Consider the following 26,201-nt stretch of genomic DNA (forward strand, 5'->3'; position numbering starts at 1 on the left):
AGCCGGCGGGGGTCGCGCGGGCTACCGCGTCAGCCGCAGTTGCGGTTGCCGTTGACGCAGCTGACGACCTGGTTCATCAGGCGCGTCGGCATGAAGTTGGCGAAGTCCGCGTGGTCCGTGACCGGCTTGTGCAGCTGCTCGGGGAAGCTGTCGAGCGCGAAGTTCGGACCCTGCGGGACCTTGTAGGTGAGCCGCATCTTCAGCTGGGGCACGGCCTTGAAGCCGGCCTGGCACCGTCCCGCGCCGTCGGGGAAGACGATGTGCGTGCGGTGGTTGGCGCTGTCGGCGTTGGTCCCGTCCCAGCAGTTGGGGAAGTTCAGGGTGCGGACCACGCGGCTGCCCTGCGGGCACAGCGGGTACTTGTCGGTGAGCTGGCGGTTCTCGAAGCCGGTGCAGCTCCACGACGCCTTGGCGTTGGCGACGCCGTTGGTGAAGGACTTCGCGTCGCCCATGATGATCCGCATCGTGGACGGCATCGCCACCACCTTGGACGTCGGGCTGCCGCCGAAGACCAGCTGCACCGAGGTCGCCTGCAGGATGGTGCCGGTGTTGCCGTCGGCGTCCGGCGCGTCGTTGGCGGAACGGGTGCGCAGCACCGGCCAGAAGTACGTCGACTTGTCCCCACGGGCACAGGTGGTGCCGGCCGCGGCCAGGGACTCGTTGGTCGAGAAGCCGTCGGTGCTCAGGTTGCCGACGTAGTCGTGGACGTGGTGCGCGCCGTTGGCGACGCCGGGGGCCACGATGAAGTTGTCGGGGTTGTGGTGCTTGTTCTCGTTGCGGCCGCAGCGGGCCGTGAAGGTGCCGCGCGAGGCGCCGCGCTGGTTCGCCGCCCGCTGGACGTTGGGCTTGACGGAGCGGATGTCGGCGAAGTCCTCGGGGGCCGGGCCGTTGGTCTGCGTGCCGCCGCCGGCCGGCGCGGACGCCGAGGCCGAAGGGGCCGGGGAGCCGCTCTGGCCGCCGTTGTTCTGCCCGCCGTTGTTCTGGCCCCCGTTGTCCGCCTTGGTGCTGTTCCCCGGGCTCGGGCTCTGCCAGCCGCCCGAGTGGCCGGAGTTGGACCGCCAGTGGGCCGAGGCCGATCCGGAGACCAGGGCGAAGGTGCCGCCGGAGCCGAGCAGTGCCAGCACGGCTATCAGCACGAGTTGCTTGGTGCTCAACCTGCGCCGGTGGTTCATGTGTTGTCGTGTGGGCATGGGATCGCTCATTTCTACTGCGACGGCTGGGGGGACGAAGCCGCTGGGGGAAGTGAGTACGTGGGGGACGGGGTGACGATGAAGGTCGGCTCACCGGGACCCGGCGAGACCGGCACCGCCGCCGCGGGGTTGGTGGGGCTGGCGGTGGTGTCCACGGCGACCTGGTCGAAGTTGACCATCCCGGTCTTCTCCAGAACGGTGATGTGGTCGAGCACCGTCGCGTTCGCCTGGTCGGCCAGTTCGCGCACCAGCGAATTGCGGGTGGTGGCGCGTACCTGGGCGACGACGGAGAAGACCTGACCGTGGGCGAGCCTCAGGATGTTCGCGAACTTCTGGTCGAAATCCTGTCCACTCGCCGCGGACATCGTGGCCAGAAAGCCCATTTGCTGCTGTGTGGGCTGGTTGGGCAGGGTGATGCCCAATTGGGGAGCGATCGTGCGGCACGTGGCGTCGAGGCTGGTGTGCCCGTCGATCAGGTGCTGCCCCGCGCGCTTGACCGCGGGCGTCGTCCCCTTCTGCAGGCCCATCTGCCCGGCGGGGAACTCCCACAGGCCGGCCAGTCGGACCTTGGTGACGAAGGTGCGGTCCAGCTGCGTGAGCGGACCGTACTGCGTGGACACGGTCTGGGCACCGGCCGCGGTCACGGCGGGGCTGTTCAGCCCTGACATGACGGGGTAGGCCAGTGCGGCGAGGGTGACCACGAGAGCCCCGACCACGAGGCTGAGTCCGGTGGCGTAACGGGTGGATCGCATGGGACCGCACGTTAGTGCGTTTGAAGCGTCCAAGGCGAGGAACGGTCACGTATTCGCGAATTCCAGGAATCGGGGTCCGCGCCTTGATACGTTGTTGTCTTTTCGTGCCCGATGGGCCCCGCCGCCATTCTCTTCGCAGGTCGGGGGCCTCTTGGAAAAGATTATGGCAGCTTTGAACGGAGCCTGTCCCGCATACGTATGAATACGTGTGAGGGCTGTCGCGGCGAGGGGAAAACCCTTCCGCGCAGCCGCGGCTGCCGGGCCCGCAGCGGCGCCGGCCCCGACCGCTCCCGCCACCACGCGGCCAACTGCCGGACGGCCGCGGGTTCGTGCGTGCCGACGGCGTCGTCGAGGACGTGCGCGGCGAAGTCCAGGGCGTCGCGGCGGTACCCGCCCGTGAGCGGCCGCGCGGTGGCGTAGCGCAGGAACGCCGGCCGGTACGCGGCCCCCAGGATCTCCGGCAACTCCGGCGCCACCTTGGCGACGATCCCGGCGCGCTTGGCGGCGAGGGCGCGTCCCTGCACGCCGATCCGGGTCCGGTCGAAGCCCTCCGGCACCGGGGTCCCGGCCACGAGCGCCGACAGCAACGCGGTCTGCCGCAGCGCGAGGCGCTGCCGGGCCGCCCCCGACGCCGCGGCGACCCCGGTCGGCACGGAGGGCGGAGCGGGCGGGGTCGCGGGTGCGTCCGGGCGCCCGCCGGTGCCGGCGTCCACCACACGCCCTATCGCGGCCAGTTCGCGGGCCAGCTCCTCGTCCGCGGGGAAGTCGTCGTCGCGCTCCAGCAGCACCCCGGGCGGGCAGGCCCGTTCGTACAGCGCCGCCAGCACGTCCAGGACCGGCCCGGGGACGGGGTGCGCGTGGCTGTCGTGCCACACGCCGTCCTTCTCGACGCCGCCGGCCACGTGGACGTAGGCGATCGCGTGCACCGGCAGCGCGTCGAGCGCCGCGAGGGGGTCCTCACCGCGGTTGACGTGGTTGGTGTGCAGGTTGGCGACGTCGACCAGCAGCCGCACCCCGGTCCGCTCGACGAGCTCCGCGAGGAACGCCCCCTCGCTCATCTCCTCGTCCGGCCAGGCCATGAGCGCCGCGATGTTCTCCAGCGCGAGCGGAACCGGCAACGCGTCCTGCGCGACGCGCACGTTCTCGCACAGGACGTCCAGCGCGTCCCTGGTCCGCGGCACGGGCAGCAGGTGCCCCGCTTCCAGGCGGGCCGAGCCGGTGAGCTCCCCGCCGCCGCGGACGTAGGCGATGTGCTCGGTGACCAGGGGGGCGCCCAGCGCCTGCGCGCGCTGCGCGAGGGCGGCCAGCCGTTCCGCGGCGGGCCGCTCGGCGCCCCCGAGGCCGAGCGAGACACCGTGCGGGACGACCGTGACACCGCGCTCGCGCAGCCGCAGCAGTGAGTCGGGCAGGTGCCCGGGGCAGACGTTCTCGGCGACCGCCTCGACCCAGTCGACGCGACCGGCCTCCGCGAGCGCCTCGACCGCCGCCGCGATCTCCGGCCGCCAGCCGATGCCCGTGCCCAGATACGAGTGCTCCATGCGCCCCCCTTCCTCCTGCCGGGTTTGTGGCCCGGCGGAAGGCCCGCGAACCCCGTGGGGCGGGTTTCAGAGCTTGATTTGAGCTTGCGGCCGCAGGCTCCGCGGGCGCGGCCTCAGCGGCGCAGCGCGGGATGGTCCGCCACGACGGTGCACGAACCCGGGGCGATCTCGGTGAACCCCGCGTCCCGCACCACGGGCAGCCCGGACGCGGTGAGCGCCTCCCAGCGTGCCTGCGGCGCCGTGCGCACCGCCAGCGGGAAACCGGCGTCGCGCCACTGCGCACGCCCCTCGGGGGACAGCGCCAGCCAGGCGAGCTGGGCGCCGTGGCCGGCCTGCGCCATGGCCTTGCCCGCCGACATCGGCACCCCCGGGTTGAGCCAGAGCACCGGGAGGCCGGCGTCCGGCGCCAGGGGCGGCTCCGGCTCCTCCAGCTCCGTCCCGGACACCTGCAGCCGCGCCAGGTCCTTGGGCCAGCCGTCCAGCGGCACCGGTGGGAAGACCCGCACCTCGGCGGACTTGCCGGTGACCGTGATGCCGGGCAGCGCCTCGGCCCGCCGCCACTCGGCGCCGCGCGCCCGCCGCACGACCTTGCGGATGCGGGCGTCCTCCCAGCCCCGTACCGCCTCGGCCCACTCCCCGTCCACGGCGGTGCTGCGCTCGTCGGAGCGCAGCAGGAGCACGGCACGGGCGGCCGTCTCCAGCGCGTCGGTACGCGACGGCGGGGCGTCCCGCTCGATGCGGACGACCAGGGGGAGCACGAACTGGGGAGCGGCGTCACGAGGATCGGTTGTCACCTCGACAGTCTGCCACCAGCCCGCGGAAGAGCTTGTCGGAGCCGATCCCTCCGGGCCAGGATGCCGGGGTGCACAGCGACCTCTTCGCGACCGAGAACACGGCGCAGCCGGCCACCGAGCCCGGCATGACCCTCCAGAACGCCAAGTCGATCAAGTACGCGGTCAACGGCGAGTGCCTGGCCCGCCAGGGCTCGATGATCGCCTTCCGCGGCAACCTGCAGTTCGAGGTGAAGGGCCAGGGCGTCGGCAAGTTCCTCAAGCGGGCCTTCACCGGTGAGGGCCTGCCGCTGATGGCGGTCCGCGGCCAGGGCGAGGCATGGTTCGCGCACGAGGCCGCCAACTGCTTCGTCATCGACATCGACCCCGGCGACAGCCTCACCATCAACGGCCGCAACGTGCTGGTCTTCGACTCGACCCTCTCCTACGAGATAAAGGTCGTGAAGGGCGCGGGCATGACCGGCGGCGGCCTGTTCAACAGCGTCTTCACCGGGCACGGCCGCCTCGGCGTCATGTGCGAGGGCAACCCGATCGTCATCCCGGTCACCCCGCAGGCCCCGGTGTACGTCGACACCGACGCGGTCGTGGGCTGGAGCGCCCAGCTGCAGACCTCCCTGCACCGCTCGCAGAGCTTCGGCTCGATGCTGCGCGGCGGGTCGGGCGAGGCCGTGCAGCTGATGCTGCAGGGGGAGGGCTTCGTCATCGTCCGGCCGAGCGAGTCCCAGCCCCACCAGCCGTCCAACTGACGTGCGCCTGGAGGCGGTCGGCCGCCGTTACGGCGCCCGCGGACCCTGGGTGCTGCGCGGCGTCGACCTCGACGTGCCCGCGGGGCAGGTGCTGCGCGTCGAGGGCGCGAACGGCAGCGGCAAGTCCACGGTCCTGCGCATCCTCGCCGGCATCGACCGCCCCACCACGGGCCGGGTCAGCGGGCGCCCGCGCGCCGCGTACGTGCCCGAACGGTTCCCGCCGGCGCTGCCCTTCGACGCGTACGGCTACCTCGTGCACCTCGGGCGGGTGCACGGGCTCGGCGGCCGTACCGCCGCCCGGCGGGCCGCGCAGTGGCTGGAGTGCTTCGGCATCGCAGGCCACGCCCGGACGCCGCTCGCCGAGCTGTCCAAGGGCACCTGCCAGAAGGTGGCCGTCGCCCAGGCGCTGGTGGCCGAGCCGGAACTCCTCGTCCTCGACGAGGCGTGGACCGGGCTCGACCCGGAGGCGCGCGCCGTCCTGGACGACGCCGTGCGCGCCCGGTGCGCCGCCGGCGGCACCGTCGTCTTCGTCGACCACGACCCGCGCCGGCTGGCCGCCGACACCACGGCGGCCCACCGCGTGGCGGGGGCCCGGCTCGTGCCGGTGCCCCTGGAGGCCGCCGCCGGGCCGCGGGTCGTCATCGAGGCCACCGGCGGCGGGGAGCCGCCGGCCGGCCTCGTCCACGAGCCCGCCGCGCCCGGCACGCTGCGGGTGACCGTCCCGGCCGGGGAGTCCGACGCCGTCCTGCGGCTGCTGCTGGCCGCCGCCCCGCCCTGGCACATCCGCGCCGTCCGTCCTGCCCGGCCGCTCGCCGAGCCGCCCGCGACGCCGCCCACGGAGACCTCATGACCGCGACGCTGCACTACCGGACCGCGCTGCTGCTGCGGTCCTTCCGCTGGCTGCCCCCGCTGCTGCTCTACGTGGCCGTCATGGGGATCGGTCTCGCCGGCGGACCGCAGCCGCTGCTGGACTCCCTCGGCTGGAGCGCCGCCGCCCTGCTCCCGGCCGCGGCCTGGCTGGTACGGGTCAGCGTCACCGTCGAGCCGCCGGCCGCCCGGGCCTGCGTGGCGGCCGCCACCGGTCCGGGACGGGCCCACACGGCGGGGGTCCTGGCGGCGCTGCTGTGCTCCGTGGTGCTGGGCGGCGCGGGCACCGCCGTGGTGGCCGCGATCGCCGACCCGCACACCACGGACCACCTCAAGGCCGTCCCGGTCGTCCCGGCGGCCGTGGCCGGTCTGCTCGCCGCCCTGGTCACGGCGCTGCTCGGCACCGCCGTCGGCGCCCTCACCAACCCCCCGGTGCTGCTCCGCCCCGGATGGGCCGTGCCGGTCACGGCGCTCACCGCGGTCCTGGTCCTCGTGGCGGCCGGATCGCCCGCCAACGCGGCGGTCACCGGGCTCGTCACCGGTTCGCGCACCGGCGCCGTCCCGTTCCCGCTGCTGCCGCTCCTGCCGGCGGCGCTCGCCGCCGCGGGCACCACCTGGCTCGGGGCGGTGCTCAGCGCCCGCCGCGGATGAGGGCCGGGACGGCCCGGCGGGGCGGGCTCAGCCCTCCAGCGCCATCCGGACGCCGAGCGCCACGAGCACACCGCCGGACACCGCCTCCAGGCGTCGGCGCACCGCTGCGCGGCTGAACACCGACCGCAGACGGTCGACGAACCAGACGTACGCCCCGTAGTAGCCGACCTCGTAGACCGCCCACAGCGCCGCGAGCCCGGCCATGGTGGGCAGCTGGGGCGCGCCGGCCGGCACGAACTGCGGCAGGAACGACATCGCGAAGACCGCCGCCTTGGGGTTGGCCAGGTTCATCCCCAGCCCCGCGCGGTAGGCCGCCCACGGGGTCACCGCCGCCTCCTCGCCCGCCGCGGCCCGCTCGGGGTCCGGGCCGCGGCGGGCGGCACGCAGCGCCTGGACGCCGAACCAGATCAGGACGGCGGCGCCGACGATCCGTACGACGTCGTAGGCGAGCTGCGAGGCCGCGAGGAGCGCGGTGAGCCCGAAGGCGGCGCACAGGCCCCAGACGAACACACCGGTCTCGTTGCCGAGGACGGTCGCGAAGCCGGCACGGCGGCTGCGCAGGGAGTGCCTGATGATCAGCACCGTGCTCGGCCCGGGGGCCGCGGCGACGAGGGTGCAGGCACCGATGAAGGGCAGGAGGACGTTCAGCATCCCGTCATGGTGCTGCGGCGGGCCCCTCGCGCACCAGCCGGTTTCCGCGCGCCGGTCACGTCCTGCCCGCCCTTCCCCGTGCCGTCCGCGCCGTCCCCCGGGCCACCGCCGCCGTACAGCCGCATCGCGACGCAGGCCCCGGCGTACAGCACCGCCACCAGGATCAGCAGCGCCCGGTAGCCGGTGAGCAGCGCCAGGTACTCCAGGGTGCCGCCGGTCAGCGCGCCCAGGAGGTTGGCGCCGAAGGCGGAGGTCGGGTCAGGCGCCTGCGCGAGGCGGTCGGAGAAGATCAGGTTGGCGCAGAAGATCGGCGCGAAGGCGAGGGCGACGGCCGCCGCCAGCCGCGCCGCGAAGGGCAGCGACAGCACGGCCTGCGCGGGGACGAGCCAGCCGACGGCGAGCGTGACGAAGAGCAGGACCTGCAGCGCCGTCTGGTTGAGCCGGCGCATCCGGCGCCGCACCTCGACGGCGGCCAGCACCGCCAGCAGCACCCCGATGAAGACCAGCGCGTTCACCAGCCAGGTGGTGCCGAAGTACAGCGCGAAGCCGATGACGTTCTTCGTCTCCAGCAGCATGAAGGCCGCGCCCATCAGGAACATGTCCGTGTAGCGCAGCGTCCCGCGCAGCCGCACCCCGGCCAGCCGCACCGAGATCACGGTGACCAGCAGGATCAGGCCGAGCGCGCCGAGGTACAGGCTCGGCACGGTGCGGTTGAGGAGGTACGGGAAGGGGTGGTCGTCGTCCGCGGGCGGCGGCACCGCCCCGGAGGCCCGCCAGACCGTCCCGCAGGTCTGGTCCGCCGGCGTCAGCCCGGCCACCAGGACCGCGGCGCGCTTGCTGTACTCCGTCATGCACGGCGCGTGGCCGAAGACCTGGTCCAGGCTCCCGGCGAAACGGTCGATCAGCCACTGCTGCCGGTAGTAGTTGTACATGGCGAACGCGCCGCCGGGCGCGAGGTGGTCGCGCGCGGACTCGAAGGCCTGCTTGGTGAAGAGGTAGCTCTCCAGCCGCAGGTTGCTCGCCCCCGACACCAGCGTCAGCGAGTCCGGCAGGGCGAGCACGATCAGGTCGTACTGCGTGTCCGTCCGCTCCAGGAAGGCCCGCCCGTCGTTGATGTGGACGTGCACCCGCGGGTTCTCGTACGGCTTCGCGGGGTGCAGCTTCGCCCCGATCTCCTGCAGCCGCGGGTCGATCTCGACGGCGTCCACGTGCTGCGCCCCGTTGGCGAGCGCCACGGCGACGTCGTTGCCGTTGCCCGCCCCGATCACCAGCACCTTGCGGTGCGGGTTGTCCGGGGTCTCCCGGTAGGCCTGCTCGTACGGCGAGTTCGGCTGCTGCAGCACCTTCAGCGGTGCGATGCTCTGGTGCGGCACGCCGTTCGCCGCGATCTTGTACGTCCGCGAACTGGTGCCCGGCTCGGGGCGGGTCAGCTCGATCTTGTAGTACGGCGACCACGACACCCCCGGCGCCAGCGACTCGAAGAGCAGCGTCATCACCATCGCCGCCAGCGGCAGCGCGTAGCGCAGGACGTTGCGCCGGCCGCCGAGCACCAGCAGCGCCGCCGCGGCGACCAGCCCCCACACCAGGGAGGGCGCGCGCAGCCACGACAGCCCCGCGAAGGCCACCGAACCGGTCAACGAGCCGAGCAGGTCCCAGCGGTACGCCTCCAGCGAGGGCAGTTGCCGGAACAGGTCGGCGGTGATCTTCCCGATCGCCGTCATGGCGAGGGCCACCAGCAGGAAGAGCACCGGCAGCGTCACCCACTGCGGCAGGCCGGTGGTCCGCACGGCGGTGAAGTAGATGATGTCGCCGCTGCTCTGCCGCACCTGGACGGGGAACTCCCGCACCAGCACGACGAGTACGGCCAGCGGCAGCGGCGCCCACCGCTTGAGCCACTGACCGCGTTCCGCGGCGATCAGGAAGCCCAGCCCGATCCCCAGGAACGAGCCGAGCAGGATGAAGTTGGAGAAGTAGCTCAGATGGACGACGTTCGCGCCCGCCCACCGGATCAGCGCCAGTTCGACGAAGAGCATGGTGGCGCTGGCCAGCAGCAATCTGGCCCGTACGTGGTGTTCCATGCCCGGCCACGTTGCCACCCGGTGGGCGGGGAGTCGACGGACGCGCCCCGTGGGTCGCGTGAGCCCCACGCGGGGGGCCTAGCCGTCGGATTTCGTGATCAGTCCCCCACGGGGGCCAGTCGCAGCGAGATCGAGTTGATGCAGTAGCGCTGGTCCGTCGGGGTGTCGTAGCCCTCGCCCTCGAAGACGTGGCCCAGGTGCGAGCCGCAGCGGGAGCAGCGGACCTCGGTGCGGACCGTGCCCATCGAGCGGTCCTCGATCAGCTCGACGGCCTTGCTGTCCTTCGGGTCGAAGAAGGACGGCCAGCCGCAGTGCGACTCGAACTTGGTGTCCGAGGTGAACAGTTCGGCCCCGCAGGCGCGGCAGGAGTAGACGCCCTGCGTCTTGGTGTCGGTGTACTCACCCACGAAGGGACGCTCCGTGCCCGCCTGGCGCAGGACCGCGTACTCCTGCGGCGTCAGCTCCTGACGCCACTGCTCCTCGGACTTGTCGACTTCGTACGCCATGGTCTCCCTCTCCTCAGTTCTCCAGGCGGGCGAGGATGCGCGGACCGAGATCGGTCACGTCTCCCGCCCCCATGGTGAGAACAAGGTCACCGGGCCCGGCCATTCCGGCGACGACCTCGGGGACCGCGTCCTTGTCGTGCTCCGCGGCGACGTCGGCGCCCGCGGCGGCGGCCGCGTCGACGATCATGCCGCTGGTGACGCCCGGGATCGGGTCCTCGCGGGCCGGGTAGATGTCCAGCACCACGGATGCGTCGGCCAGCGCCAGGGCCCGGCCCATCTCCAGGCCCAGTTCCTGGGTGCGGCTGAACAGGTGCGGCTGGAAGACCACGACGATGCGCCGGTCGCCCGCCGCCTCCCGCAGGGCCTGCAGGTCGGCGGTCATCTCGGTCGGGTGGTGCGCGTAGGAGTCGATGACCTGCACGCCCCCGGCGGTGCCCTTCAGCTGCAGCCGGCGCTTCACCCCGGTGTACGTGCCGAGCGCCTTGGCCAGGCCCTCCACCGGGACGCCCAGCGCGACGCCGGCGGCGAGGGCCGCGACCGCGTTGTGGGCGTAGTGGCGGCCGGGCACGGAGACGGTGAAGGTGTGCTCCTCGCCGCCGAGGCGGACGGTGACGTCGCTGGACATGCCGTGCGGGGTGACCCGCAGGATCCGCACGTCGGCCGCCTCGTCCTCGCCGACGCGCACGACCTCCAGCCCCTCGCGGCCCGCCACCCGGGCGGCCAGCTCCCGCGCCCCGGAGTGCTCGCCGACGACCAGGGTGCCGCCCGGCACGATCTTGCCGACGAAGACCTCGAACGACTCGTGGACCTCCTCCACCGACGCGTAGTTCGCGTGGTGGTCGAGTTCCACGTTCAGCACGATCGCGACCTCGGGGTCGTACTTCTGGAAGCTGCGGTCGCTCTCGTCCGCCTCCGCCACGAAGATCTCGCCGGTGCCGTGGTGGGCGTTGGAGCCGGGCGCGTCCAGGTCGCCGCCGATGGCGTACGACGGGTCCAGGCCCAGTGCCGACAGGCTCACCGCGAGCATGGAGGTGGTGGTGGTCTTGCCGTGCGTGCCGGCCACCGCGATCGGGCGCGAGCCCCCCATCAGCGCCGCCAGCGCGTCCGAGCGGTGCACCACCGGGATGCCGCGGCCACGGGCCGCGGCCAGCTCCGGGTTGTCGTCACGGATGGCGCTGGAGACGACCACGCAGGTCGCCTCCGGAGCGAGGTGGTCCGCGGAGTGACCGATGTGGACGGTCGCGCCCAGCTCGCGCAGCGCCTCCGCCGTCTCCGAGTCCTTCGCGTCGCTGCCCGCGACGGCCGCGCCGCGCTGGGTCAGGATCTTCGCGATGCCCGACATCCCGGCCCCGCCGATCCCGATGAAGTGCGGTCGGTCCATGCCGGGGGGAAGGGTGGGGCTCATGCGCGGTGCTCCCTGGAACTCACGGGGTCGGTTGTCGGCCGTCCCCGATTCTTCCACCAGTCGGGGACGCGGCGTCCGCTCAGTCCTCCGCGTTGTGGGCGAAGAGCTTCAGCACCGGTACGCCGACCCTGTGCCGGGCCCGGGACGTCCAGTCGCGGTGGAAGAACTCCTCCACCAGGTGCGGGGCGGTCAGCACGATCACCTCGTCGGCGTGGGTCTGCTCGACCACCGACCGCATCAGCTCGATCGGGTGCCGTTCGACCACCTCGCCCACCGCCTCGCAGCCCGCCTCGCGCAGCGCGGTCAGGCTGTGGTTCAGCGCCCGCTCGGCCGGCAGCAGCGCCTGGTCGCCCTCCGGGCGGTCCCGCTCGTGGACGGCCTTGTCCAGTTCACCCAGTGCGACGTCGTCGATGGCCCGCAGCAGCCGGTCCTGGTCGCCGCGGGGCTGCATGAGGACGACGAAGGAGACGGGCTCGTCACCATGGAGCGTGGTGACCAGTTCCACGTCGGCGGGGACGAGCGGCTGCTCGATCATGAGTACGGTCGTGAACACGGACGCGTCCTTCTCTCTCGCGGGCCGTCGGGCCAGCCACGGAAACCATCCTGCCCCGCCGGGGCGCGGGGCACGCGGGGTCATCTGTTCCCGCGCCGCGGCACGCGGACGTCCACGGGCGGGCGGTCGGCGCCATCCGGGTGAGGCCGGTGGCGCGGGGCGGCGGCGGCCGGTCCCGGTCGTGCCGGGGCGGTCAGCCGCGTACGTAGCGGGTGAACAGGAAGCCGTCCTCCTCCAGGATCGACAGCGGGGCGTAACGGACGGGGTCGGCGATGCCGGGGCCGTTCATGATGCGCATGGCGTCGCCGGCGGTCAGCAGCGGCGCGACCGTCAGGCACAGCTCGTCGACCACCCCCGCCGCGGCGAACTGGGCGAGCAGCCGCGGTCCGCCCTCCGTCAGCATCCGGCGCAGCCCCAGGGCGGCCAGCTCGCGCACCACTCGAGCCGGCTCCACGCCCGTGCCCCGGCCGGCCCGGACGACCCGCGCCCCGGCCTTCGCCGCCGCCGCGACCCGGTCGGCCGGGGCCTCCTCGCCGGTCAGCAGCAGGGTCGGCACCAGCGGCTCGGTGAACAGGGGCAGCGAGAAGTCCAGGTCGAGCCGGGCGCTGACCACGGCGATCGCCGCGGCCGGGCCCTGCCCCGCCGCGGCGCGGCGCTCCGCGAAGGCCTCCCGGGCCCTCGCCGGGCGGTAGCCCTCCTGCCGTACGGTCTCCGCGCCGACGACGACGACGTCGGCCAGGGCCCGCAGCACCCCGAAGACCCGCATGTCGGCGTCGGAGGACAGCGGCTGGGAGCGGCCGTCGTGCCGGGCCGCGCCGTCCAGCGAGGACACCATGTTCGCCCGCAGCCAGGGCGCGTCACCGGCGGACTCCGGGTACGCGTAGGCGTCCGCCAGCGCCTCCGGGCCGTCCAGGGTCTCGGCGGGTGCGGGGGCGGGGAAGAGGCGGCGCATGGCTGCAGTCTTCCACGCCCCCCGCGCAGTGGTGTCGCCCACACGGCGGCGAGGGGACCTCCGGGGAGGCACTAGGCTGGAGTGCTGTGTCCTCGTCCTTCGCCGCCGCGCAAGAATCCAGCCCGATACCCGGCGGGACGCCGCCCGTGTCGCTGAGCGGACGCGAGCCGCGCGTCCCCGTGGACCGGCTGGTGGCGGAGATGGTGCCCCCGCCGCGCTTCGACTCCGTCCGGTTCGACAACTACCTCCCGGACCCCGGGCAGCCGAGCCAGTCCGAGGCCGTCGCCACGCTGCGGTCCTTCGCGGAGGGACTGGCCGCCCCCGCGGGCGGCGGACGCAAGCCCTGGTTCCGGCGCCGGGCCGCGGCGGCCGCCCCGGCCGGCCCCGGCGGGGTCTACCTCGACGGCGGCTACGGCGTGGGCAAGACCCATCTGCTCGCCTCGCTGTGGCACGCCACGCCCGCGCCGCGCGAGCAGAAGGCCTTCGGCACCTTCGTGGAGCTGACCAACCTCGTCGGCGCCCTCGGCTTCCAGCAGGCCGTGCAGGCGCTCAGCGGACACCGGCTGGTCTGCATCGACGAATTCGAACTCGACGACCCCGGCGACACCGTGCTGGTCTCCACGCTGCTGGGCAAACTCGCCGACGCCGGGGTGAAGCTGGCCGCGACCTCCAACACCCTGCCCGGGAAGCTCGGCGAGGGCCGGTTCGCGGCCGCCGACTTCATGCGCGAGATCCAGGGCCTGTCCGCCCGCTTCCGTTCGCTGCGCATCGACGGCGAGGACTACCGCCACCGCGGCCTCCCCGAGGCCCCGGCACCGTACGGCGACGACGAGGTCACCGCCGCCGCGGGACGCACCCCCGGCGCCTCCCTGGACGACTTCGGTGCCCTCCTGGCGCACCTCGCCCGGGTCCACCCCAGCCGCTACGGCGCGCTCTGCGACGGCGTCGAGGGGGTCTTCCTGCGCGGCGTCCGCCCGGTGGAGGACCAGGCCACCGCGCTGCGCCTGGTCGTCCTGGCCGACCGGCTCTACGACCGCGAGGTCCCCGTGATGGCCTCCGGGGAGCCCTTCGACCGCATCTTCGGCGAGGAGATGCTCGCCGGCGGCTACCGCAAGAAGTACTTCCGGGCGATCTCCCGCCTCACCGCCCTCGCCCGCGACGCCGGACGCCTCGCCGCCCCGCACCGTTCCTGAGCCGCCGCATGCGGCCCGCGTTGGCGGGTCCGCGGGATCCGTCGCACCATCGGATCACCGGAACAGGGCCCGCGGGGACGCGGAACGTACCCCGGAGGGAGGCGCGGTGGCGCAGAGGAAACCGGACACCGCGTCCGGAACCAGGCCGGGGCTGCGCACCAGGCTCCGCGTCCCGTCGGGCGGGCCCGTGCGGCTGCGGTCGGTCGACCCGCGCGCGACGCCGGGCGGACCCGCTCACAAGGCCGAGGCCCTGGCGGGCGTGCCGTACGCCAGGGACCGGATCACGGCGCTGCAGGAGCGGCTCTTCGCGCAGAGCACGGCGGGCGACCCGCGTTCCGTCCTCGTCGTCCTCCAGGGCCTGGACACCTCGGGCAAGGGCGGCTCGGTGCGGCACCTGGCGAGCCTGCTCGACCCCGCGGGGTGCCGCATCACCGCCTTCAAGGCCCCGACCGCCGAGGAGAAGGCGCACCACTTCCTCCGGCGCATCGAACGGGCCCTGCCCAGCCCCGGGCGAATAGGCGTCTTCGACCGCTCCCACTACGAGGACGTCCTCGTCCCCCGGGTCCGCGGCGGGGCGCCGCGCTCGATGTGGGAGGAGCGCTGCGAGACCATCAACTCCTTCGAGGCCTCGCTCGCCGACGACGGCGTCAGCGTCGTCAAGGTCTTCCTGCACATCAGCCGCGACGAGCAGCGCACCCGTCTGCTGGCCCGGCTGGACAACCCCTGCAAGCACTGGAAGTTCGGCCCCGCCGACCTGGAGGACCGGGCCAGGTGGGGCTCCTTCCAGCAGGCGTACGAGGACGTGCTCGGCCGCTGCTCCACGGAGGCCGCGCCCTGGTACGTCGTCCCCGCGGACCGCAAGTGGTACCGGAACTGGGCCGTCGGGCGGCTGCTGATGGAGCACCTCGACCTGATCGACCCGGTGTGCCCGCCGGCCTCCTTCGACGTCGAGGCCGCCCGCAAGGAGCTGCTGGAGGACTGACCCGGTGCCGTCCGGCGGCTCAGCCGCTGCAGGCGGTGCGCTGGGCCTCGTGCCAGGCGCAGACCGGGCAGAGGGTCGCACCGGGCTGGGAGTCGGGGTGCTCGGTCGGCTCGCCGCAGTGGACGCAGATCGCGCGGGGTTCCTCGTCGGTCGTCACCCGGACAGGGTAGTCAGCGCTCACGGAGCACGGCGACCGAGTGCCCGGGCAGGTGGAGGCACCCGGTGGCGGTGGGCGGCGGGCAGGGACGCCAGGCGGCGACCTGGACGTACCCCGGCGGGTCGGCGCGGCCCGGGTGGTGGAGGGGGACCAGCGCCTCGTCGCCGGAGAGGTTGACGGCGATCCGGAACCGCCCGCGGTCCAGCCGCAGGGTGTGCTCGCCCACGGTGACGTGGACGGCGTCCAGGGCCGGGTCGGTCAGCTCGGGCTCGGCGTGGCGCAGCGCGATCAGCCGCCGGTACCAGGCGAGCAGCTCCGCGTGCGGCTCCCGGGCCGGTTCGGACCAGTCCAGGCAGGAGCGCAGCCGGGTCGCCGGGTCCTGGGGGTCGGGGATGTCCTCGGCCCTCCAGCCGTGCTCGGCGAACTCGCGGCGGCGGCCGCGCGTGATGGCGGCCGCGAGCTCGGGGTCGTCGTGGTCGGTGAAGAACTGCCAGGGCGTGCGGGCCCCCCACTCCTCGCCCATGAAGAGCATCGGCGTGTACGGGGAGGTGAGCACGAGCGCGGCGGCCGCGGCGAGCAGCCCCGCAGGGACGCTCGCGCCGAGGCGGTCGCCGGTGGCCCGGTTGCCGACCTGGTCGTGGGTCTGGGTGTACGCCAGGAAACGGTGGCCCGGGGTGCCCGTCAGGTCCACGGGGCGGCCGTGGGCCCGGCCGCGGAAGCTCGAGTGGGTGCCGTCGTGGAAGAAGACCCGGCGCAGCGCCTTGGCCACGGCGGCCACCGGGGCGACGGCGAAGTCCGCGTAGTACGCCTGGGACTCGCCGGTGACGGCGGCGTGCAGGGCGTGGTGGAAGTCGTCGTTCCACTGGGCGTGCACGCCCAGGCCCCCCGCCTCGCGCGGGTCGGTGGTGCGCGGGTCGTTGCGGTCGGACTCGGCGATCAGGAAGAGCGGCCGGCCCACCGCCGCGGCCAGCGCGTCGACGGCGGTGGACAGCTCCTCGAGCAGGTGCACCGCACGGGTGTCGACGAGGGCGTGGACGGCGTCGAGCCGCAGCCCGTCGAGGCGGTAGTCGCGCAGCCACGCCAGGGCGCTGCCGACCAGGAAGGCGCGCACCTCGTCGGAGCCGGGGGCGTCGAGGTTGACGGCGTCGCCCCACGGGGTGTGGTGGCGGTCGGTGAAGTACGGGCCGTAGGCGGGCAGGTGGTTGCCCGAGGGCCCGAGGTGGTTGTGGACGACGTCCAGCACCACCCCGAGGCCCTGGCCGTGCGCGGCGTCCACGAAGCGCTTCAGCCCGTCGGGGCCTCCGTAGGGCTCGTGCACCGCCCACAGCGACACCCCCTCGTACCCCCAGCCGTGCGTGCCGGGGAACGGGCAGAGCGGCATCAGTTCGATGTGCGTGATGCCCAACCCGGCCAGGTACGGCAGGTGTTCGACCGCCGCGTCGAAGGTGCCGGCGGTGGTGAAGGTGCCGACGTGCAGCTCGTACAGGACCGCGCCCGGCAGCGGGCGGCCCGCCCATTCGTGGGTCCAGGCGAACCGCCCGTGGTCGACGACCGCGCTCGGGCCCTCGGGTCCTTCGGGCTGGCGGCGGGAGCGGGGGTCGGGCCGCGGCGGGCCCCCGTCCAGCGCGAAGGAGTACCGCGCACCGTGCCCGGCGGGCACGTCCGCGTACCACCAGCCCTGGCGTTCGGGCTCGCGCTCCATGTCGTGAGCCCGGCCGTCGACCCGTACCTCCACCTCACCGGCGTCCGGTGCCCACACGTCGAAGCGCATGGGCACCATGCTGCCCGCCGTCCGGGGGTCACACCAGGTTGACGCGCTCCTGGGAGACCGGATAACCCGCCTTGGCGAAGTGCGCCGCCATGGGCGCGTTGGTCTGGTCGGTGGCGGCGGCGATCTTCTCCGCGCCGTGACCGACCAGGCCGTGCGTGCACTCGACCAGCAGGTCGTAGGCGTAGCCGTGGCCGCGCTGCTCCGGCAGGACGCCGATGAAGCCGACGCAGAACGCGCCCGGATTGCGCCCCGGCACCTGGATGCCGGCGAGCTCGCCCTGCGGGGTGTACGCCAGGCGCCACCATTCGCGGGGCGACTGGAGCCAGTTGAGGAACTCCAGTTCCTCGCGGGCGGCCGCGTCCGGGCCGTGCAGCCGCACCGTGCGGCGGGTGTGCGCGTCGAGGCTGCCGACCCCGATGCGCCTCAGCACGTCCAGGATCACGCCGTCGTCCGGCTCCGGCCGGTACTCCAGGCGTCCGGTGCGCTCCGGCAGCCCGCACTCGGGCGTCCAGGTGTAGCGGTAGCGCTCGACGACCATTTCCATGCCGGAGACGATCGCCGCGTCGATGCGGCTCTGGGCGGCCTCGCGCACCTCGCGCCGGTCCCGCCAGCCGGGCGGCACCAGCAGTTCGTACTCGGCCTTCAGCGGTGCCGTGCGCAGCAGCCGAACGGCCGCGTCGGCGTCGGTGAAGTCGAACCAGTCCAGGGCGATGGGCTTGTCGTCGGTGGAGGCCGCCCACCACGCCGCGCGGGCGACCACGGTGCCGTCGCGCAGGGCCACCCAGGTCCAGTCGGGGCGGTACTCGCCGCCCTCGTCGGTCATGGCGTAGGTGTGGCCCAGCAGGGAACGGCCGACCAGGCCGTCGTCCTCGAGGGCAAGGGAGTGGAACAGGTGGGATTCGCCCGCGGCGAGCGGGCGGAAGACCAGATCGGTCATGAAGGTGAAGTCCTCACGGGAGAGTGGTGCGCTCCCGGTCAGACGGAGTACGCCCTGCGGATCTCGGGGCGGGAGCGCGGAACGCTGAACAGGCACATGGCTTCCGCCTCCTTCCTCGGTCAAGGGCGTGCGCCCACCGTAGTCGGGCCGCCCCGGCGGCGTCCACGCAATTAAGCGCGGCCCCCCCGGGCCGCACCTTCTGGACACCCCGGCCTCCCCGGCCCGACAATCACGCAGGTGAGCTACGAGTTCCCGACGCACCCGCCGCGTCCCACCGACGCCGAACGCGAGCGCGCCATCGAGGTGCTCCGCGAGGGCGCCGTCGACGGACGGCTCTCCCACGACACGTTCGTGCGCCGCATGGGACTCGCCCTCAAGGCCCGTCACGCCGACGAGTTGGCCGCCCTCATCGCCGACCTGCCGCCGGAGCAGGGCCGTTGGGCCCGGCTGACCGGCTCGGTCGTCCGCGCCGTCACCAAGACCTCGGCCTTCCGGGCCCGCATGCGGCTCGCCTGGGCCGTCCAGCAGCTGCCGCCGCTGCTGCTGCCCGCCCCCGGGCCCTTCCCGGTGCGGATCGGCCGTGACCTGTCGTGCACCTTCCGGCTCAGCCACTCCTCGACCTCGCGCTTCCACGCGGAGCTCAGCCACGAGGGCGGTCTGTGGGTGCTGCGCGACCTCGGCTCGATGAACGGCACCTGGGTCAACGGCCACCGCGTCATGGGCGCGGCCGCCGTCCGCCCCGGCGACCAGGTCACCTTCGGGGCGATGAGCTTCCGTCTCACCACCGCCTGAGCCCGGGCCGGGCCCGGCTCAGGGCCCGAACATCGGCTCGTACGCCCCGTGGTCGGCGTCGTCCACGTACGGCAGGAAGTCCGGCACCGTGCGGGCCGCGGTCGCCAGCAGCCGGGCGACGACCTCCTCGACCGGAGGGGGCGTCAGGCCGAGGGCCGCCACCAGTTCGGCGCGCTCCCTGTCCAGGTCCGGCTCATCGGCCCGCGCCTCGGCGTCCAGCTCCTCCGGGGAGCGCCCGCAGTCCACGTCGTGCCACCACACCGGGCAGCAGACGAGCAGCTCCACCGCCTCGGTCAGGTCCGCGCCGATCAGCGCCGCCTGCCCCTCGGAGTCCGCGTACACCACGGGCCGCTCGGCGTCGCCGGGTTCCCCGCACAGGTAGAACGTGCCGCCGGCGGCGTCGCCCGCTATGGGGCGCATCGCGAGGCCCGAGGGCAGGCGCACGTCCTCGACCGGGTCGCGACCGCTGATGTCGAAGTCAGCGGTCCGCGTGAGGTTCGAGGCCGCGACCGGGTCGTTCTCGATGCGGGCGAGCAGGGCTTCCGAGGCGTCCATGGCAGGACGCTAACAGCGGGCTCCGACAGTCCGGTCCGCGTCCCTCAGGCGGTGCGGGACCGGAGCACCGGCTCGCGGCCGCCGGCCAGGCGCAGCACCTGCCCGCGGCAGGGCGGCGGTCCCTCGTCGACGGTGGCGAAGCGCAGCTCGTGGCCGTCAGGGTCGCGCAACTGCGGCAGCAGCCAGCCGCGGGTGGTGCGGACGACGGCGCCGTGCGGCTCGCCGAGGGCGTCCAGCCGGGCCGCCAGCGCCTCCAGGGCGGGGAGGTCGGGGACGCCGAGGGAGAACCACGCGAAGCCCGCGGAGGCGGCCGCGAGGGCGGGGTCGTGGCGCAGGCACAGCACGGGTCCGCCGCCGGGGTGGGCCATGGCGACGCCGGCGAAGGCGCCGCCCTCCGTGAACTCCGCGATCCGGTGGTGGCCGAGGACCCGCTCGTACCACGCCTCCGACCGGGCCGGATCGCTGACGGGCAGCGTCACGTGGTGCACTCCGGCGAGACGCGGGATGAAGGGAATATCGGTATACATGCCGCATACCGTACAGTGTGCCCGGTCGTGCGGCTCCGGCGCAGGAGCGGCGTGCCGCACGGTGGTTGACGAACCGTCAGGGGATGCGGCCCGAGGGGTCAGGCCGTGGTCCCGGGGTCGACCAGCACGTCGTAGGCCGGGGTGGTCAGGGAGTGAAGCGGCGAGTCCAGCTTCTCCGTGCGCAGGATGTACGTGCCCGGCGCCAGGTCGGAGATCGGCTGGTACCGGCCGGTGAACCAGGGCTCGGTGCCGGTCCAGTAGCCGGACCCCAGGCTGTTCTTGAGGACCCAGCCGCCCGGCAGCACGACGGCCGGGTACACCGGTCCGAGCGCGTCCGGGGTGATGGTGAAGGACGGCCCGGCGTGGGCGTCCGGGCCGGGCGCCCCGGGCAGGGTGAACGAGAAGTACCGCACGTTGAAGGGCGCGCCCGCGGTCAGCGGGGCGCAGCCCTCGGCGACGACGGGACCGTCGGCGACGCCGAGCTGCAGCGGGTCGGTGAAGGTGCCGCTGCCGGGCAGGGCGCCGCAGCTCGTCGTCCGCGGTCCGCCGCCGGACGCCGGCGTCCCCGTCGCGCCGCCGGGCGGGTCGCCGCCGTCCGAGGGGGTGGCGGCCGGTGTGGCGTCCACCGTCGCCACCGTCGCCACCGTCCCGGACGGTTCCGCGGCGGCCGGGGACGGCGGGCTGCTCTGCGGGACGGGAGGGGAGCTGTCCATGGCGGTCGCGGAGGCAACCGCGGACGGTGATCCCGCGGTCGTCGTACGGACAGGCGCGGAACCGCCGCCGCAGCCGCTCGCCAGCAGCACGGCGGCGAGCGCCGGCGCACACCTGCGCAGCATGGACGTCCCTCCCCCCGCGCCGCCGGGAGGGTCCCCGGCGACACTCAACGGGCGGGACATTACCGGCTTTCGTGCTCCGTATCCCTCCGTACCGGATTTCTCCTCCCGCCCAGTCTCATTCGTCCACGTCGCGCACCAGCAGACCCACCGGCAGCCGGTCCAGCAGCTCCGCCAGCGGCACCACCGCCTGGAACGGGCGGCCCGTCAGCACCTCCGTCCAGACCCCCTCCGGCAGCACCAGTTCCGTGCCGCGCCACCCGCCGGCGTCCGCGAGCCGCCGGGACAGCCGGGTGACGACCGTCAGCGCCCGTCCGCCGCGGACGAAGGCCACGCAGTGCTCCCCGGCCGGACCGCGCGCGTACAGCGGCTCGTACGAGCCCTCCGGGCCGGTGAACCACTGCGGGCGGGCCCGGCGCAGCCGCAGCGCGAACTCCGTCACCCGCCGCTTCTCGCTCACCTCGCCCCCGGCCGTGCCCGGGTCGTACGGACGGCGGTTGGCGGGGTCGACGAGGAGCAACTGCCGTTCCTCGTCGCCCTGGTAGAGGTCGGGCACGCCCGGCATGGTCAGGTGCGCCAGGTGCGCGCCGAGCACGTTGACGCGTTCCGGTCCGCGCAGCGCCCGGTCGATGCGCTCGGTGGCGAAGGCGGCCGGCCCGCCGACGAGTTCGCGGACGAAGCCGGTCATGTCCCGCTCGTACTCCGGCCGCTGGTCGGTCCACGAGGTGCGCAGGCCCGCCTCGCGCTCCGACTTGAGCATGGTGTCGGCCACGAGCCCGGCCGCGCCGGCGTCGCAGAAGACCGCCGCGTACTGCCAGGCCTGGTACTCCACATGACGCTCGGGCAGCGGGATCCCGCGGTGCTCCAGGTACTCCCGCAGGTCCGCCGAGGCCTCGCCCAGCCAGTCCGCCCACTCGCCGGGCAGCTCGCTCAGCGCGGCCAGCCGGGCCCGCACGTCGCCGCCGCGCTTGGTGTCGTGGGTGGAGCGCACGGTCCCGGTGAGCGGCCAGTCGCGCCGCAGCCGCTCGCAGAAGGCGTGGAACTCCTCGGGCGAGGTGGCGGGACGGTCCGGCTCGCGGCCGACCTCGTTGAGGCAGAGCAGCGGGTGGTAGCGGTAGAACGCGGTGTCCTCGGCCGACTTGGCGCGCAGCGCGGAGGAGACCTGGGCGAAGCGCACCGCGAAGTCCGCCGCGGCCTCCCCGCCGCCCTTGTGCCGGCCCAGGGCCAGGTCGCACACGGCGCCGGCCGCCGGGAGCCCGGTGGCGCCGGCCGCGGTCTCCAGCAGGGCGGTGTCCTGTGCGTCCGCCGGCTCGCCGGGGACGACGTACGGGCGGTAGCGCGGCAGCCGGACCAGCGTCGCCTCGACGGCCTCGCGCAGCGCCGTGTGCTCCAGCCCGGTGGCGCGGACGGCGGAGCGGGTCAGCCGGTCCACCTCGGCGGCCAGGTCGTGCGTGACGATGCGTTCGGCGGCGGCCCGTACGGTCGGCTGCCACTCGCCGCCCGCGTCGGCGGGAGCGGCGGTGAAGGCGCGGTAGCCGCGGACGATCTCCTCGACGCCCGCGGGGTCGGTGAACAGCCCGTCGAGCCGGTCCAGGGCGTCGTAGCCGGTCGTTCCGGCGCAGGCCCAGCCGGCCGGCAGCCGCTCGTCGCCGGTGAGGATCTTCTCCACGACCGTCCAGCGGCCGCCCGAGGCGTCCGCGAGCCGCCGCAGGTAGCCGGCCGGGTCGGCGAGGCCGTCGGGGTGGTCGATGCGCAGGCCGTCGGCGACGCCCTCGTCGAGCAGGCGCAGCAAGGTGGCGTGCGTGGCGGCGAAGACCTCGTCGTCCTCGACACGGACCGCGATGAGCTCGGAGATGGTGAAGAAGCGCCGGTAGTTCAGTTCGGTACGGGCCTGCCGCCACCAGGCGAGCCGGTACCACTGGGCGTCGACCAGCGCGCGCAGCGGCAGTCCCTCGGTGCCGGGGCGCAGCGGGAACGCGTGGTCGTGGTAGCGCAGCACGCGCTCCCCGGCGGCCCGGTCGCGTTCGACGCGCAGGTCGGGCAGCACCTCCTCCAGCGGGCCGCCCAGCACCGGCAGCAGCAACCGGTCGCCCTGCGCCGCCCAGTCGACGTCGAACCAGCGTGCGTACGGGGAGTCCGGCCCGTCCCGCAGCACCTCCCACAGCGGCCTGGCCAGGTGCTCGGGCGCGGGCACGGCCATGTGGTTGGGCACCACGTCCAGCACGAGCCCGAGGCCGTGCGCGCGGGCGGTGCGGGCCAGGGCGCGCAGCCCCTTCTCGCCGCCGAGTTCCTCGCGGACCCGGGTGTGGTCGACGACGTCGTAGCCGTGCGTGGAGCCGGGCACGGCCTGCAGGACGGGGGAGAGGTGCAGGTGGGAGACGCCGAGCGCCGCCAGGTGGGGGACGACGGCCTCGGCCGCGGCGAAGGGGAAGTCGGGCTGGAGCTGGAGCCGGTAGGTGGCGCTCGGCACGGAAGGGACGACAGCGGTCGGCGGGCTCGCGGCGCTTTCTGTCATGGAGGACTGACTACCCCGCCGACCGGTAGGCCCATCACATCGGACGGACGGTTACGCCGGGCGCTGCAGGACCACCATGCTCCGGTCGGCCAGCCGCAGCCGGTCGCCCTGGGTCACCTTGCGCCCCGAGCCGGGGGGCACGCCCTCCGGCCGCTGGGTGTCCACGACCACCTGCCACTCCTTGCCGTGGTTCACCGGGACGACGAAGTCCAACGGCTCGTACCAGGCGTTGAACATCAGCAGGAAGGAGTCGTCGCCGATCCGCTCCCCGCGGTCGCCGGGCTCGGAGATCGCGCTGCCGTTGAGGAAGACCACCAGGGCGTTGGCCTGCGCCTCCTGCCAGTCGTCCTGGGCCATCTCCTCACCCTCAGGGGTGAACCAGGCGATGTCCGAGAGGTCGTCGTGCGTCCCCTCGACCGGCCGGCCGTGGAAGAAGCGGCGGCGCCGGAAGACGGGGTGGTCGCGGCGGAGCCACACCATCTGGCGGGTGAACTCGTGCAGCCGCTCGGTGTCCGCGTCGCCCTCCTTGGGCCACGGCACCCAGGCCAGTTCGTTGTCCTGGCAGTAGGCGTTGTTGTTGCCCTGCTGGGTGCGGCCGAACTCGTCGCCGTGGGCGAGCATCGGCACGCCCTGGGAGAGCATCAGCGTGGCGATGAAGTTGCGCATCTGGCGCTCGCGCAGGGCGAGCACCTCCTCGTCCTCGGTCTCGCCCTCGGCGCCGCAGTTCCACGAGCGGTTGTGGCTCTCGCCGTCCCGGTTGTTCTCGCCGTTCGCCTCGTTGTGCTTGTCGTTGTACGACACCAGGTCCCGCAGGGTGAACCCGTCGTGGCACGTCACGAAGTTGATGGAGGCGAGCGGCCGGCGGCCGTCGTCCTGGTAGAGGTCGGAGGAGCCGGTCAGCCGGGAGCCGAACTCGGCCAGCGTGGCCGGTTCGCCGCGCCACAGGTCGCGCACGGTGTCGCGGAACTTGCCGTTCCACTCCGTCCACAGCGGAGGGAAGTTGCCCACCTGGTAGCCGCCCTCGCCGACGTCCCAGGGCTCCGCGATCAGCTTCACCTGGCTGACCACCGGGTCCTGCTGCACCAGGTCGAAGAACGAGGAGAGCCGGTCCACCTCGTGGAACTGCCGCGCCAGGGTCGCCGCGAGGTCGAAGCGGAAGCCGTCGACGTGCATCTCGGTGACCCAGTAGCGCAGCGAGTCCATGATCATCTGCAGCACGTGGGGGCTGCGCATCAGCAGCGAGTTCCCCGTGCCGGTGGTGTCCGTGTAGTAGCGCGGGTCGTCGGCCAGCCGGTAGTACGAGGCGTTGTCGATGCCCCGGAAGCACAGCGTCGGCCCCAGGTGGCTGCCCTCGGCCGTGTGGTTGTACACCACGTCGAGGATGACCTCGATGCCCGCCCGGTGCAGTTCGCGCACCGCCGTCTTGAACTCCAGCACCTGCTGGCCGCGGTCGCCCATCGAGGCGTAGGCGTTGTGCGGGGCGAAGAAGCCGATCGTGTTGTAGCCCCAGTAGTTGCGCATCCCCGCGTCCACCAGCCGGTGGTCGTGGACGAACTGGTGGACCGGCATCAGCTCCAGCGTCGTGACGCCCAGCTCCGTCAGGTGCGAGATCACCGCGGGGTGGGCGAGCGCCGCATAGGTGCCGCGGATCTCCTCGGGCAGCTCCGGGTGGAGCATCGTCAGGCCCCTGACGTGCGCCTCGTAGATGACGGTGCGGTGGTAGTCGATGCGGGGGCTGCGGTCCTCCGCCCAGTCGAAGTACGGGTTCACCACCACCGACGTCATGGTGTGCGGCGCCGAGTCCAGGTCGTTGCGGGACTCCGGCTCCCCGAAGCGGTAGCCGTACACCGCCTCGTCCCAGTCGATCGTCCCGCTTATCGCCTTGGTGTACGGGTCCAGCAGCAGCTTCGCGGAGTTGCAGCGGTGGCCCCTGGTGGGCTCGTGGGGGCCGTGGACCCGGAAGCCGTAGCGCTGACCGGGCATGATGCCCGGCACGTAGGCGTGGCGCACGAAGGCGTCCGCCTCGCGCAGCTCGACGGCGGTCTCCGAGCCGTCGTCGTGCAGCAGACACAACTCGATCCGGTCCGCGGTCTCGGAGAAGACCGCGAAATTGGTGCCGGCGCCGTCGTACGTGGCGCCGAGGGGATATGCCTGACCCGGCCAGACCTGCATGTCGTCGACTCTTCCACTTCTCCGCCGGGTGCCGGTAGGCCGCACCCCGGCCACATCGGTGCCGAAAGGGCATCCTCACGCAAACGGGCCCCTGCGGGCGTGGAATCGCCAAGATCTTCCCCGTTACGGGTGGCCCAATTCCCCTGCCTGCCGCAAGAATCCACCGCCCCGGGGCAACCTGTGCCGTTGAGGTTCCGTCGATAAGAGTGACCATACGACACAGGGGAGACCTACGTGACAGATCAGGGGGAAAGCCGTTCCTTACCGCGTAAGGGACGGTTCGGGCGCGGCCTCAGGCGCGCCCTGTGGGGCGGCGGCACCGCCGTCGCCGCCACCGTCGTGATGATCGGCATCACCTTGCCGCGCGACGCCTCAGGCGACGACCACTCCACGACGGGCGGCCCGGCCGCCGCGCCGGGAGCGCCGGGGCGGCAGGACGCGGGCAGCGGTGGGACGACGGAGGACGAGGCGCCCGCCGGCGCGCAGCGGAGCGGTCGCGGGCCCCTGACCAAGGCCGAGGTCGACCGCGCGAAGTCCATAGCCCTGCGCCGCGACGCGCTGCGCAGCGCCGAGGACGTGGCGGGCGGCCGCGGCCCGGAGTACCTCGACACCGACCTCGCCGAACCGGCCGACGCCACGGGGGCGCGGACCGAAGGGGCCCGCCGGGTCGAGGTGCTCTTCTACGACTACGGGCACGACCGGCTCGTGAAGAAGACCGTCGACCTCACCGCCGGCACCGTCGAGCGCACCGACACCGCCACCGGCCTGCAGCCGCCGCCGTCGCCGGACGAGACCCGGCAGGCGGCGGCACTGCTCATCGGTGACGCCCTCGGTGCGGGTCTCCGCGCCGACTTCACGGCCGCCACCAAGGGCCGGGAACTCACCTCGCCCGGCCAGCTGCGGCTGCGCGGCATCTCGTTCAACACCGCTGAGCAGTCCGCCCCCGCCGGTCTGGCCAAGTGCGGTCGTCACCGGTGCGTACGGCTGTTCACACAGGTGAAGGACGGGCCGTGGATCGACACGACCCAACTCGTCGTCGACCTCAGCGACCGCACCGTCGGCCGGATCCACTAAGAGCGGAGACCCA

The 26,201-nt window shown here is 73.6% G+C and carries 25 protein-coding genes; 7 read left to right on the forward strand and 18 right to left on the reverse strand.

The genetic code is table 11. From position 1 onward, the window contains the following. Positions 1–29: 29 nt before the first annotated feature. The 4 genes from ABZ479_RS06425 to ABZ479_RS06440 form a co-directional block, all read right to left on the reverse strand. Complete coding sequence (locus ABZ479_RS06425) at positions 30–1,190, reverse strand: DUF1996 domain-containing protein (RefSeq protein WP_500460309.1); 1,161 nt, start codon at positions 1,188–1,190, stop codon at positions 30–32. Positions 1,191–1,204: 14 nt separating this feature from the next. Then, the gene (locus ABZ479_RS06430) at positions 1,205–1,942 is read right to left on the reverse strand and encodes a DUF4142 domain-containing protein (RefSeq protein ID WP_499601701.1); all 738 of its coding nucleotides are present in this window, start codon (positions 1,940–1,942) and stop codon (positions 1,205–1,207) included. Positions 1,943–2,103: 161 nt separating this feature from the next. Beyond that, positions 2,104–3,480 carry an MbnB/TglH/ChrH family RiPP precursor modification enzyme gene (locus ABZ479_RS06435; RefSeq protein ID WP_500460310.1) on the reverse strand — a complete coding sequence of 459 codons (1,377 nt, stop codon included), beginning with the start codon at positions 3,478–3,480 and terminating at the stop codon, positions 2,104–2,106. A gap of 113 nt (positions 3,481–3,593) precedes the next feature. Beyond that, positions 3,594–4,274 carry a peptidyl-tRNA hydrolase gene (locus tag ABZ479_RS06440; protein ID WP_500460311.1) on the reverse strand — a complete coding sequence of 227 codons (681 nt, stop codon included), beginning with the start codon at positions 4,272–4,274 and terminating at the stop codon, positions 3,594–3,596. Between the two features lie 68 nt (positions 4,275–4,342). Here ABZ479_RS06440 and ABZ479_RS06445 point away from each other — a divergent pair, with 68 nt between their 5' ends. The 3 genes from ABZ479_RS06445 to ABZ479_RS06455 are packed head-to-tail and all read left to right on the forward strand — an operon-like array spanning position 4,343 to position 6,535. Beyond that, positions 4,343–5,017: an AIM24 family protein gene (locus tag ABZ479_RS06445; protein WP_499601696.1), complete on the forward strand. Its 675-nt coding sequence runs from the start codon at positions 4,343–4,345 to the stop codon at positions 5,015–5,017. Position 5,018: 1 nt separating this feature from the next. After that, positions 5,019–5,867 (forward strand): ATP-binding cassette domain-containing protein, encoded by an 849-nt coding sequence (locus ABZ479_RS06450; protein ID WP_500460312.1) that lies wholly within the window; start codon positions 5,019–5,021, stop codon positions 5,865–5,867. Then, positions 5,864–6,535 carry an ABC transporter gene (locus ABZ479_RS06455; protein ID WP_500460313.1) on the forward strand — a complete coding sequence of 224 codons (672 nt, stop codon included), beginning with the start codon at positions 5,864–5,866 and terminating at the stop codon, positions 6,533–6,535. The genes ABZ479_RS06450 and ABZ479_RS06455 overlap by 4 nt, the downstream gene beginning before the upstream one ends. A 27-nt stretch (positions 6,536–6,562) precedes the next feature. Here the strand turns inward: ABZ479_RS06455 and ABZ479_RS06460 are convergent, their stop codons facing one another. The 6 genes from ABZ479_RS06460 to ABZ479_RS06485 all read right to left on the reverse strand — a co-directional run bounded on the left by ABZ479_RS06460 (position 6,563) and on the right by ABZ479_RS06485 (position 12,680). After that, a complete protein-coding gene (locus ABZ479_RS06460) occupies positions 6,563–7,186 on the reverse strand; it encodes a LysE family translocator (protein WP_500460314.1) in 624 nt (207 codons plus the stop codon). Continuing rightward, positions 7,180–9,264: a spermine/spermidine synthase domain-containing protein gene (locus ABZ479_RS06465; RefSeq protein WP_500460315.1), complete on the reverse strand. Its 2,085-nt coding sequence runs from the start codon at positions 9,262–9,264 to the stop codon at positions 7,180–7,182. Before ABZ479_RS06465 ends, ABZ479_RS06460 begins: the two co-directional genes overlap by 7 nt. Positions 9,265–9,362: 98 nt before the next feature. Beyond that, positions 9,363–9,770 (reverse strand): peptide-methionine (R)-S-oxide reductase MsrB, encoded by a 408-nt coding sequence (msrB, locus tag ABZ479_RS06470; protein ID WP_500460316.1) that lies wholly within the window; start codon positions 9,768–9,770, stop codon positions 9,363–9,365. Between the two features lie 13 nt (positions 9,771–9,783). Continuing rightward, positions 9,784–11,175 (reverse strand): UDP-N-acetylmuramate--L-alanine ligase, encoded by a 1,392-nt coding sequence (murC, locus tag ABZ479_RS06475; protein ID WP_500460317.1) that lies wholly within the window; start codon positions 11,173–11,175, stop codon positions 9,784–9,786. Between the two features lie 79 nt (positions 11,176–11,254). Next, positions 11,255–11,728, reverse strand: a complete 474-nt coding sequence (locus ABZ479_RS06480) for an indole-3-glycerol phosphate synthase (protein ID WP_499601687.1) — start codon at positions 11,726–11,728, stop codon at positions 11,255–11,257. Between the two features lie 193 nt (positions 11,729–11,921). After that, positions 11,922–12,680, reverse strand: coding sequence for a pyrimidine reductase family protein (locus tag ABZ479_RS06485; RefSeq protein ID WP_500460318.1), 759 nt, complete (start codon positions 12,678–12,680; stop codon positions 11,922–11,924). A 146-nt stretch (positions 12,681–12,826) separates the two neighbouring features. Here ABZ479_RS06485 and zapE point away from each other — a divergent pair, with 146 nt between their 5' ends. Then, complete coding sequence (zapE, locus tag ABZ479_RS06490; RefSeq protein ID WP_500460319.1) at positions 12,827–13,873, forward strand: cell division protein ZapE; 1,047 nt, start codon at positions 12,827–12,829, stop codon at positions 13,871–13,873. Positions 13,874–13,979: 106 nt separating this feature from the next. Further along, positions 13,980–14,855: a PPK2 family polyphosphate kinase gene (locus ABZ479_RS06495; protein WP_500460320.1), complete on the forward strand. Its 876-nt coding sequence runs from the start codon at positions 13,980–13,982 to the stop codon at positions 14,853–14,855. A gap of 19 nt (positions 14,856–14,874) precedes the next feature. Here ABZ479_RS06495 and ABZ479_RS06500 read toward each other — a convergent pair whose 3' ends face one another. From ABZ479_RS06500 to ABZ479_RS06510, 3 genes are read right to left on the reverse strand one after another with little or no spacing between them, the layout of a single operon-like run. Further along, the gene (locus ABZ479_RS06500) at positions 14,875–15,012 is read right to left on the reverse strand and encodes a hypothetical protein (RefSeq protein ID WP_499602017.1); all 138 of its coding nucleotides are present in this window, start codon (positions 15,010–15,012) and stop codon (positions 14,875–14,877) included. A gap of 13 nt (positions 15,013–15,025) precedes the next feature. Then, entirely contained in the window at positions 15,026–16,783 is a 1,758-nt protein-coding gene (gene treZ / locus ABZ479_RS06505) for a malto-oligosyltrehalose trehalohydrolase (protein WP_500460321.1), read from the reverse strand. Positions 16,784–16,811: 28 nt separating this feature from the next. Next, on the reverse strand, positions 16,812–17,720 hold the full coding sequence (locus tag ABZ479_RS06510) for a GNAT family N-acetyltransferase (protein ID WP_500460322.1): 909 nt from the start codon (positions 17,718–17,720) through the stop codon (positions 16,812–16,814). 237 nt (positions 17,721–17,957) lie between these two features. Between ABZ479_RS06510 and ABZ479_RS06515 the strand changes: the two genes are divergently transcribed. Next, a complete protein-coding gene (locus ABZ479_RS06515) occupies positions 17,958–18,512 on the forward strand; it encodes an FHA domain-containing protein (protein ID WP_500460323.1) in 555 nt (184 codons plus the stop codon). A gap of 18 nt (positions 18,513–18,530) precedes the next feature. Here the strand turns inward: ABZ479_RS06515 and ABZ479_RS06520 are convergent, their stop codons facing one another. The 5 genes from ABZ479_RS06520 to glgX form a co-directional block, all read right to left on the reverse strand. Continuing rightward, complete coding sequence (locus tag ABZ479_RS06520) at positions 18,531–19,067, reverse strand: hypothetical protein (protein WP_500460324.1); 537 nt, start codon at positions 19,065–19,067, stop codon at positions 18,531–18,533. A 44-nt stretch (positions 19,068–19,111) separates the two neighbouring features. Continuing rightward, positions 19,112–19,594: a VOC family protein gene (locus tag ABZ479_RS06525; protein ID WP_499601675.1), complete on the reverse strand. Its 483-nt coding sequence runs from the start codon at positions 19,592–19,594 to the stop codon at positions 19,112–19,114. 98 nt (positions 19,595–19,692) lie between these two features. Continuing rightward, the gene (locus ABZ479_RS06530) at positions 19,693–20,430 is read right to left on the reverse strand and encodes a hypothetical protein (protein ID WP_500460325.1); all 738 of its coding nucleotides are present in this window, start codon (positions 20,428–20,430) and stop codon (positions 19,693–19,695) included. A 115-nt stretch (positions 20,431–20,545) separates the two neighbouring features. Beyond that, positions 20,546–22,942: a malto-oligosyltrehalose synthase gene (treY, locus tag ABZ479_RS06535; protein ID WP_500460326.1), complete on the reverse strand. Its 2,397-nt coding sequence runs from the start codon at positions 22,940–22,942 to the stop codon at positions 20,546–20,548. Between the two features lie 51 nt (positions 22,943–22,993). After that, positions 22,994–25,114 carry a glycogen debranching protein GlgX gene (gene glgX, locus ABZ479_RS06540; RefSeq protein WP_500460327.1) on the reverse strand — a complete coding sequence of 707 codons (2,121 nt, stop codon included), beginning with the start codon at positions 25,112–25,114 and terminating at the stop codon, positions 22,994–22,996. A gap of 342 nt (positions 25,115–25,456) precedes the next feature. Between glgX and ABZ479_RS06545 the strand changes: the two genes are divergently transcribed. Further along, on the forward strand, positions 25,457–26,188 hold the full coding sequence (locus tag ABZ479_RS06545; protein WP_500460328.1) for a Tat pathway signal sequence domain protein: 732 nt from the start codon (positions 25,457–25,459) through the stop codon (positions 26,186–26,188). The last annotated feature ends 13 nt before the right edge of the window (positions 26,189–26,201 follow it).

This window comes from Streptomyces sp. NPDC005722 (assembly GCF_040630935.1).
Classification (GTDB): Bacteria; Actinomycetota; Actinomycetes; order Streptomycetales; family Streptomycetaceae; genus Actinacidiphila.

Excerpts from the sequence above, each read along its gene's own strand:
- ABZ479_RS06425 (WP_500460309.1), bottom strand. The coding sequence starts at position 1,190 with ATGCCCACACGACAACACATGAACCACCGGCGCAGGTTGAGCACCAAG.
- ABZ479_RS06430 (WP_499601701.1), bottom strand. The coding sequence starts at position 1,942 with ATGCGATCCACCCGTTACGCCACCGGACTCAGCCTCGTGGTCGGGGCT.
- ABZ479_RS06435 (WP_500460310.1), bottom strand. The coding sequence starts at position 3,480 with ATGGAGCACTCGTATCTGGGCACGGGCATCGGCTGGCGGCCGGAGATC.
- ABZ479_RS06455 (WP_500460313.1), top strand. The coding sequence starts at position 5,864 with ATGACCGCGACGCTGCACTACCGGACCGCGCTGCTGCTGCGGTCCTTC.
- ABZ479_RS06460 (WP_500460314.1), bottom strand. The coding sequence starts at position 7,186 with ATGCTGAACGTCCTCCTGCCCTTCATCGGTGCCTGCACCCTCGTCGCC.
- ABZ479_RS06465 (WP_500460315.1), bottom strand. The coding sequence starts at position 9,264 with ATGGAACACCACGTACGGGCCAGATTGCTGCTGGCCAGCGCCACCATG.
- msrB (WP_500460316.1), bottom strand. The coding sequence starts at position 9,770 with ATGGCGTACGAAGTCGACAAGTCCGAGGAGCAGTGGCGTCAGGAGCTG.
- murC (WP_500460317.1), bottom strand. The coding sequence starts at position 11,175 with ATGAGCCCCACCCTTCCCCCCGGCATGGACCGACCGCACTTCATCGGG.
- ABZ479_RS06485 (WP_500460318.1), bottom strand. The coding sequence starts at position 12,680 with ATGCGCCGCCTCTTCCCCGCCCCCGCACCCGCCGAGACCCTGGACGGC.
- treZ (WP_500460321.1), bottom strand. The coding sequence starts at position 16,783 with ATGCGCTTCGACGTGTGGGCACCGGACGCCGGTGAGGTGGAGGTACGG.
- ABZ479_RS06510 (WP_500460322.1), bottom strand. The coding sequence starts at position 17,720 with ATGACCGATCTGGTCTTCCGCCCGCTCGCCGCGGGCGAATCCCACCTG.
- ABZ479_RS06520 (WP_500460324.1), bottom strand. The coding sequence starts at position 19,067 with ATGGACGCCTCGGAAGCCCTGCTCGCCCGCATCGAGAACGACCCGGTC.
- ABZ479_RS06525 (WP_499601675.1), bottom strand. The coding sequence starts at position 19,594 with ATGTATACCGATATTCCCTTCATCCCGCGTCTCGCCGGAGTGCACCAC.
- ABZ479_RS06530 (WP_500460325.1), bottom strand. The coding sequence starts at position 20,430 with ATGCTGCGCAGGTGTGCGCCGGCGCTCGCCGCCGTGCTGCTGGCGAGC.
- treY (WP_500460326.1), bottom strand. The coding sequence starts at position 22,942 with ATGACAGAAAGCGCCGCGAGCCCGCCGACCGCTGTCGTCCCTTCCGTG.
- glgX (WP_500460327.1), bottom strand. The coding sequence starts at position 25,114 with ATGCAGGTCTGGCCGGGTCAGGCATATCCCCTCGGCGCCACGTACGAC.
- ABZ479_RS06545 (WP_500460328.1), top strand. The coding sequence starts at position 25,457 with ATGATCGGCATCACCTTGCCGCGCGACGCCTCAGGCGACGACCACTCC.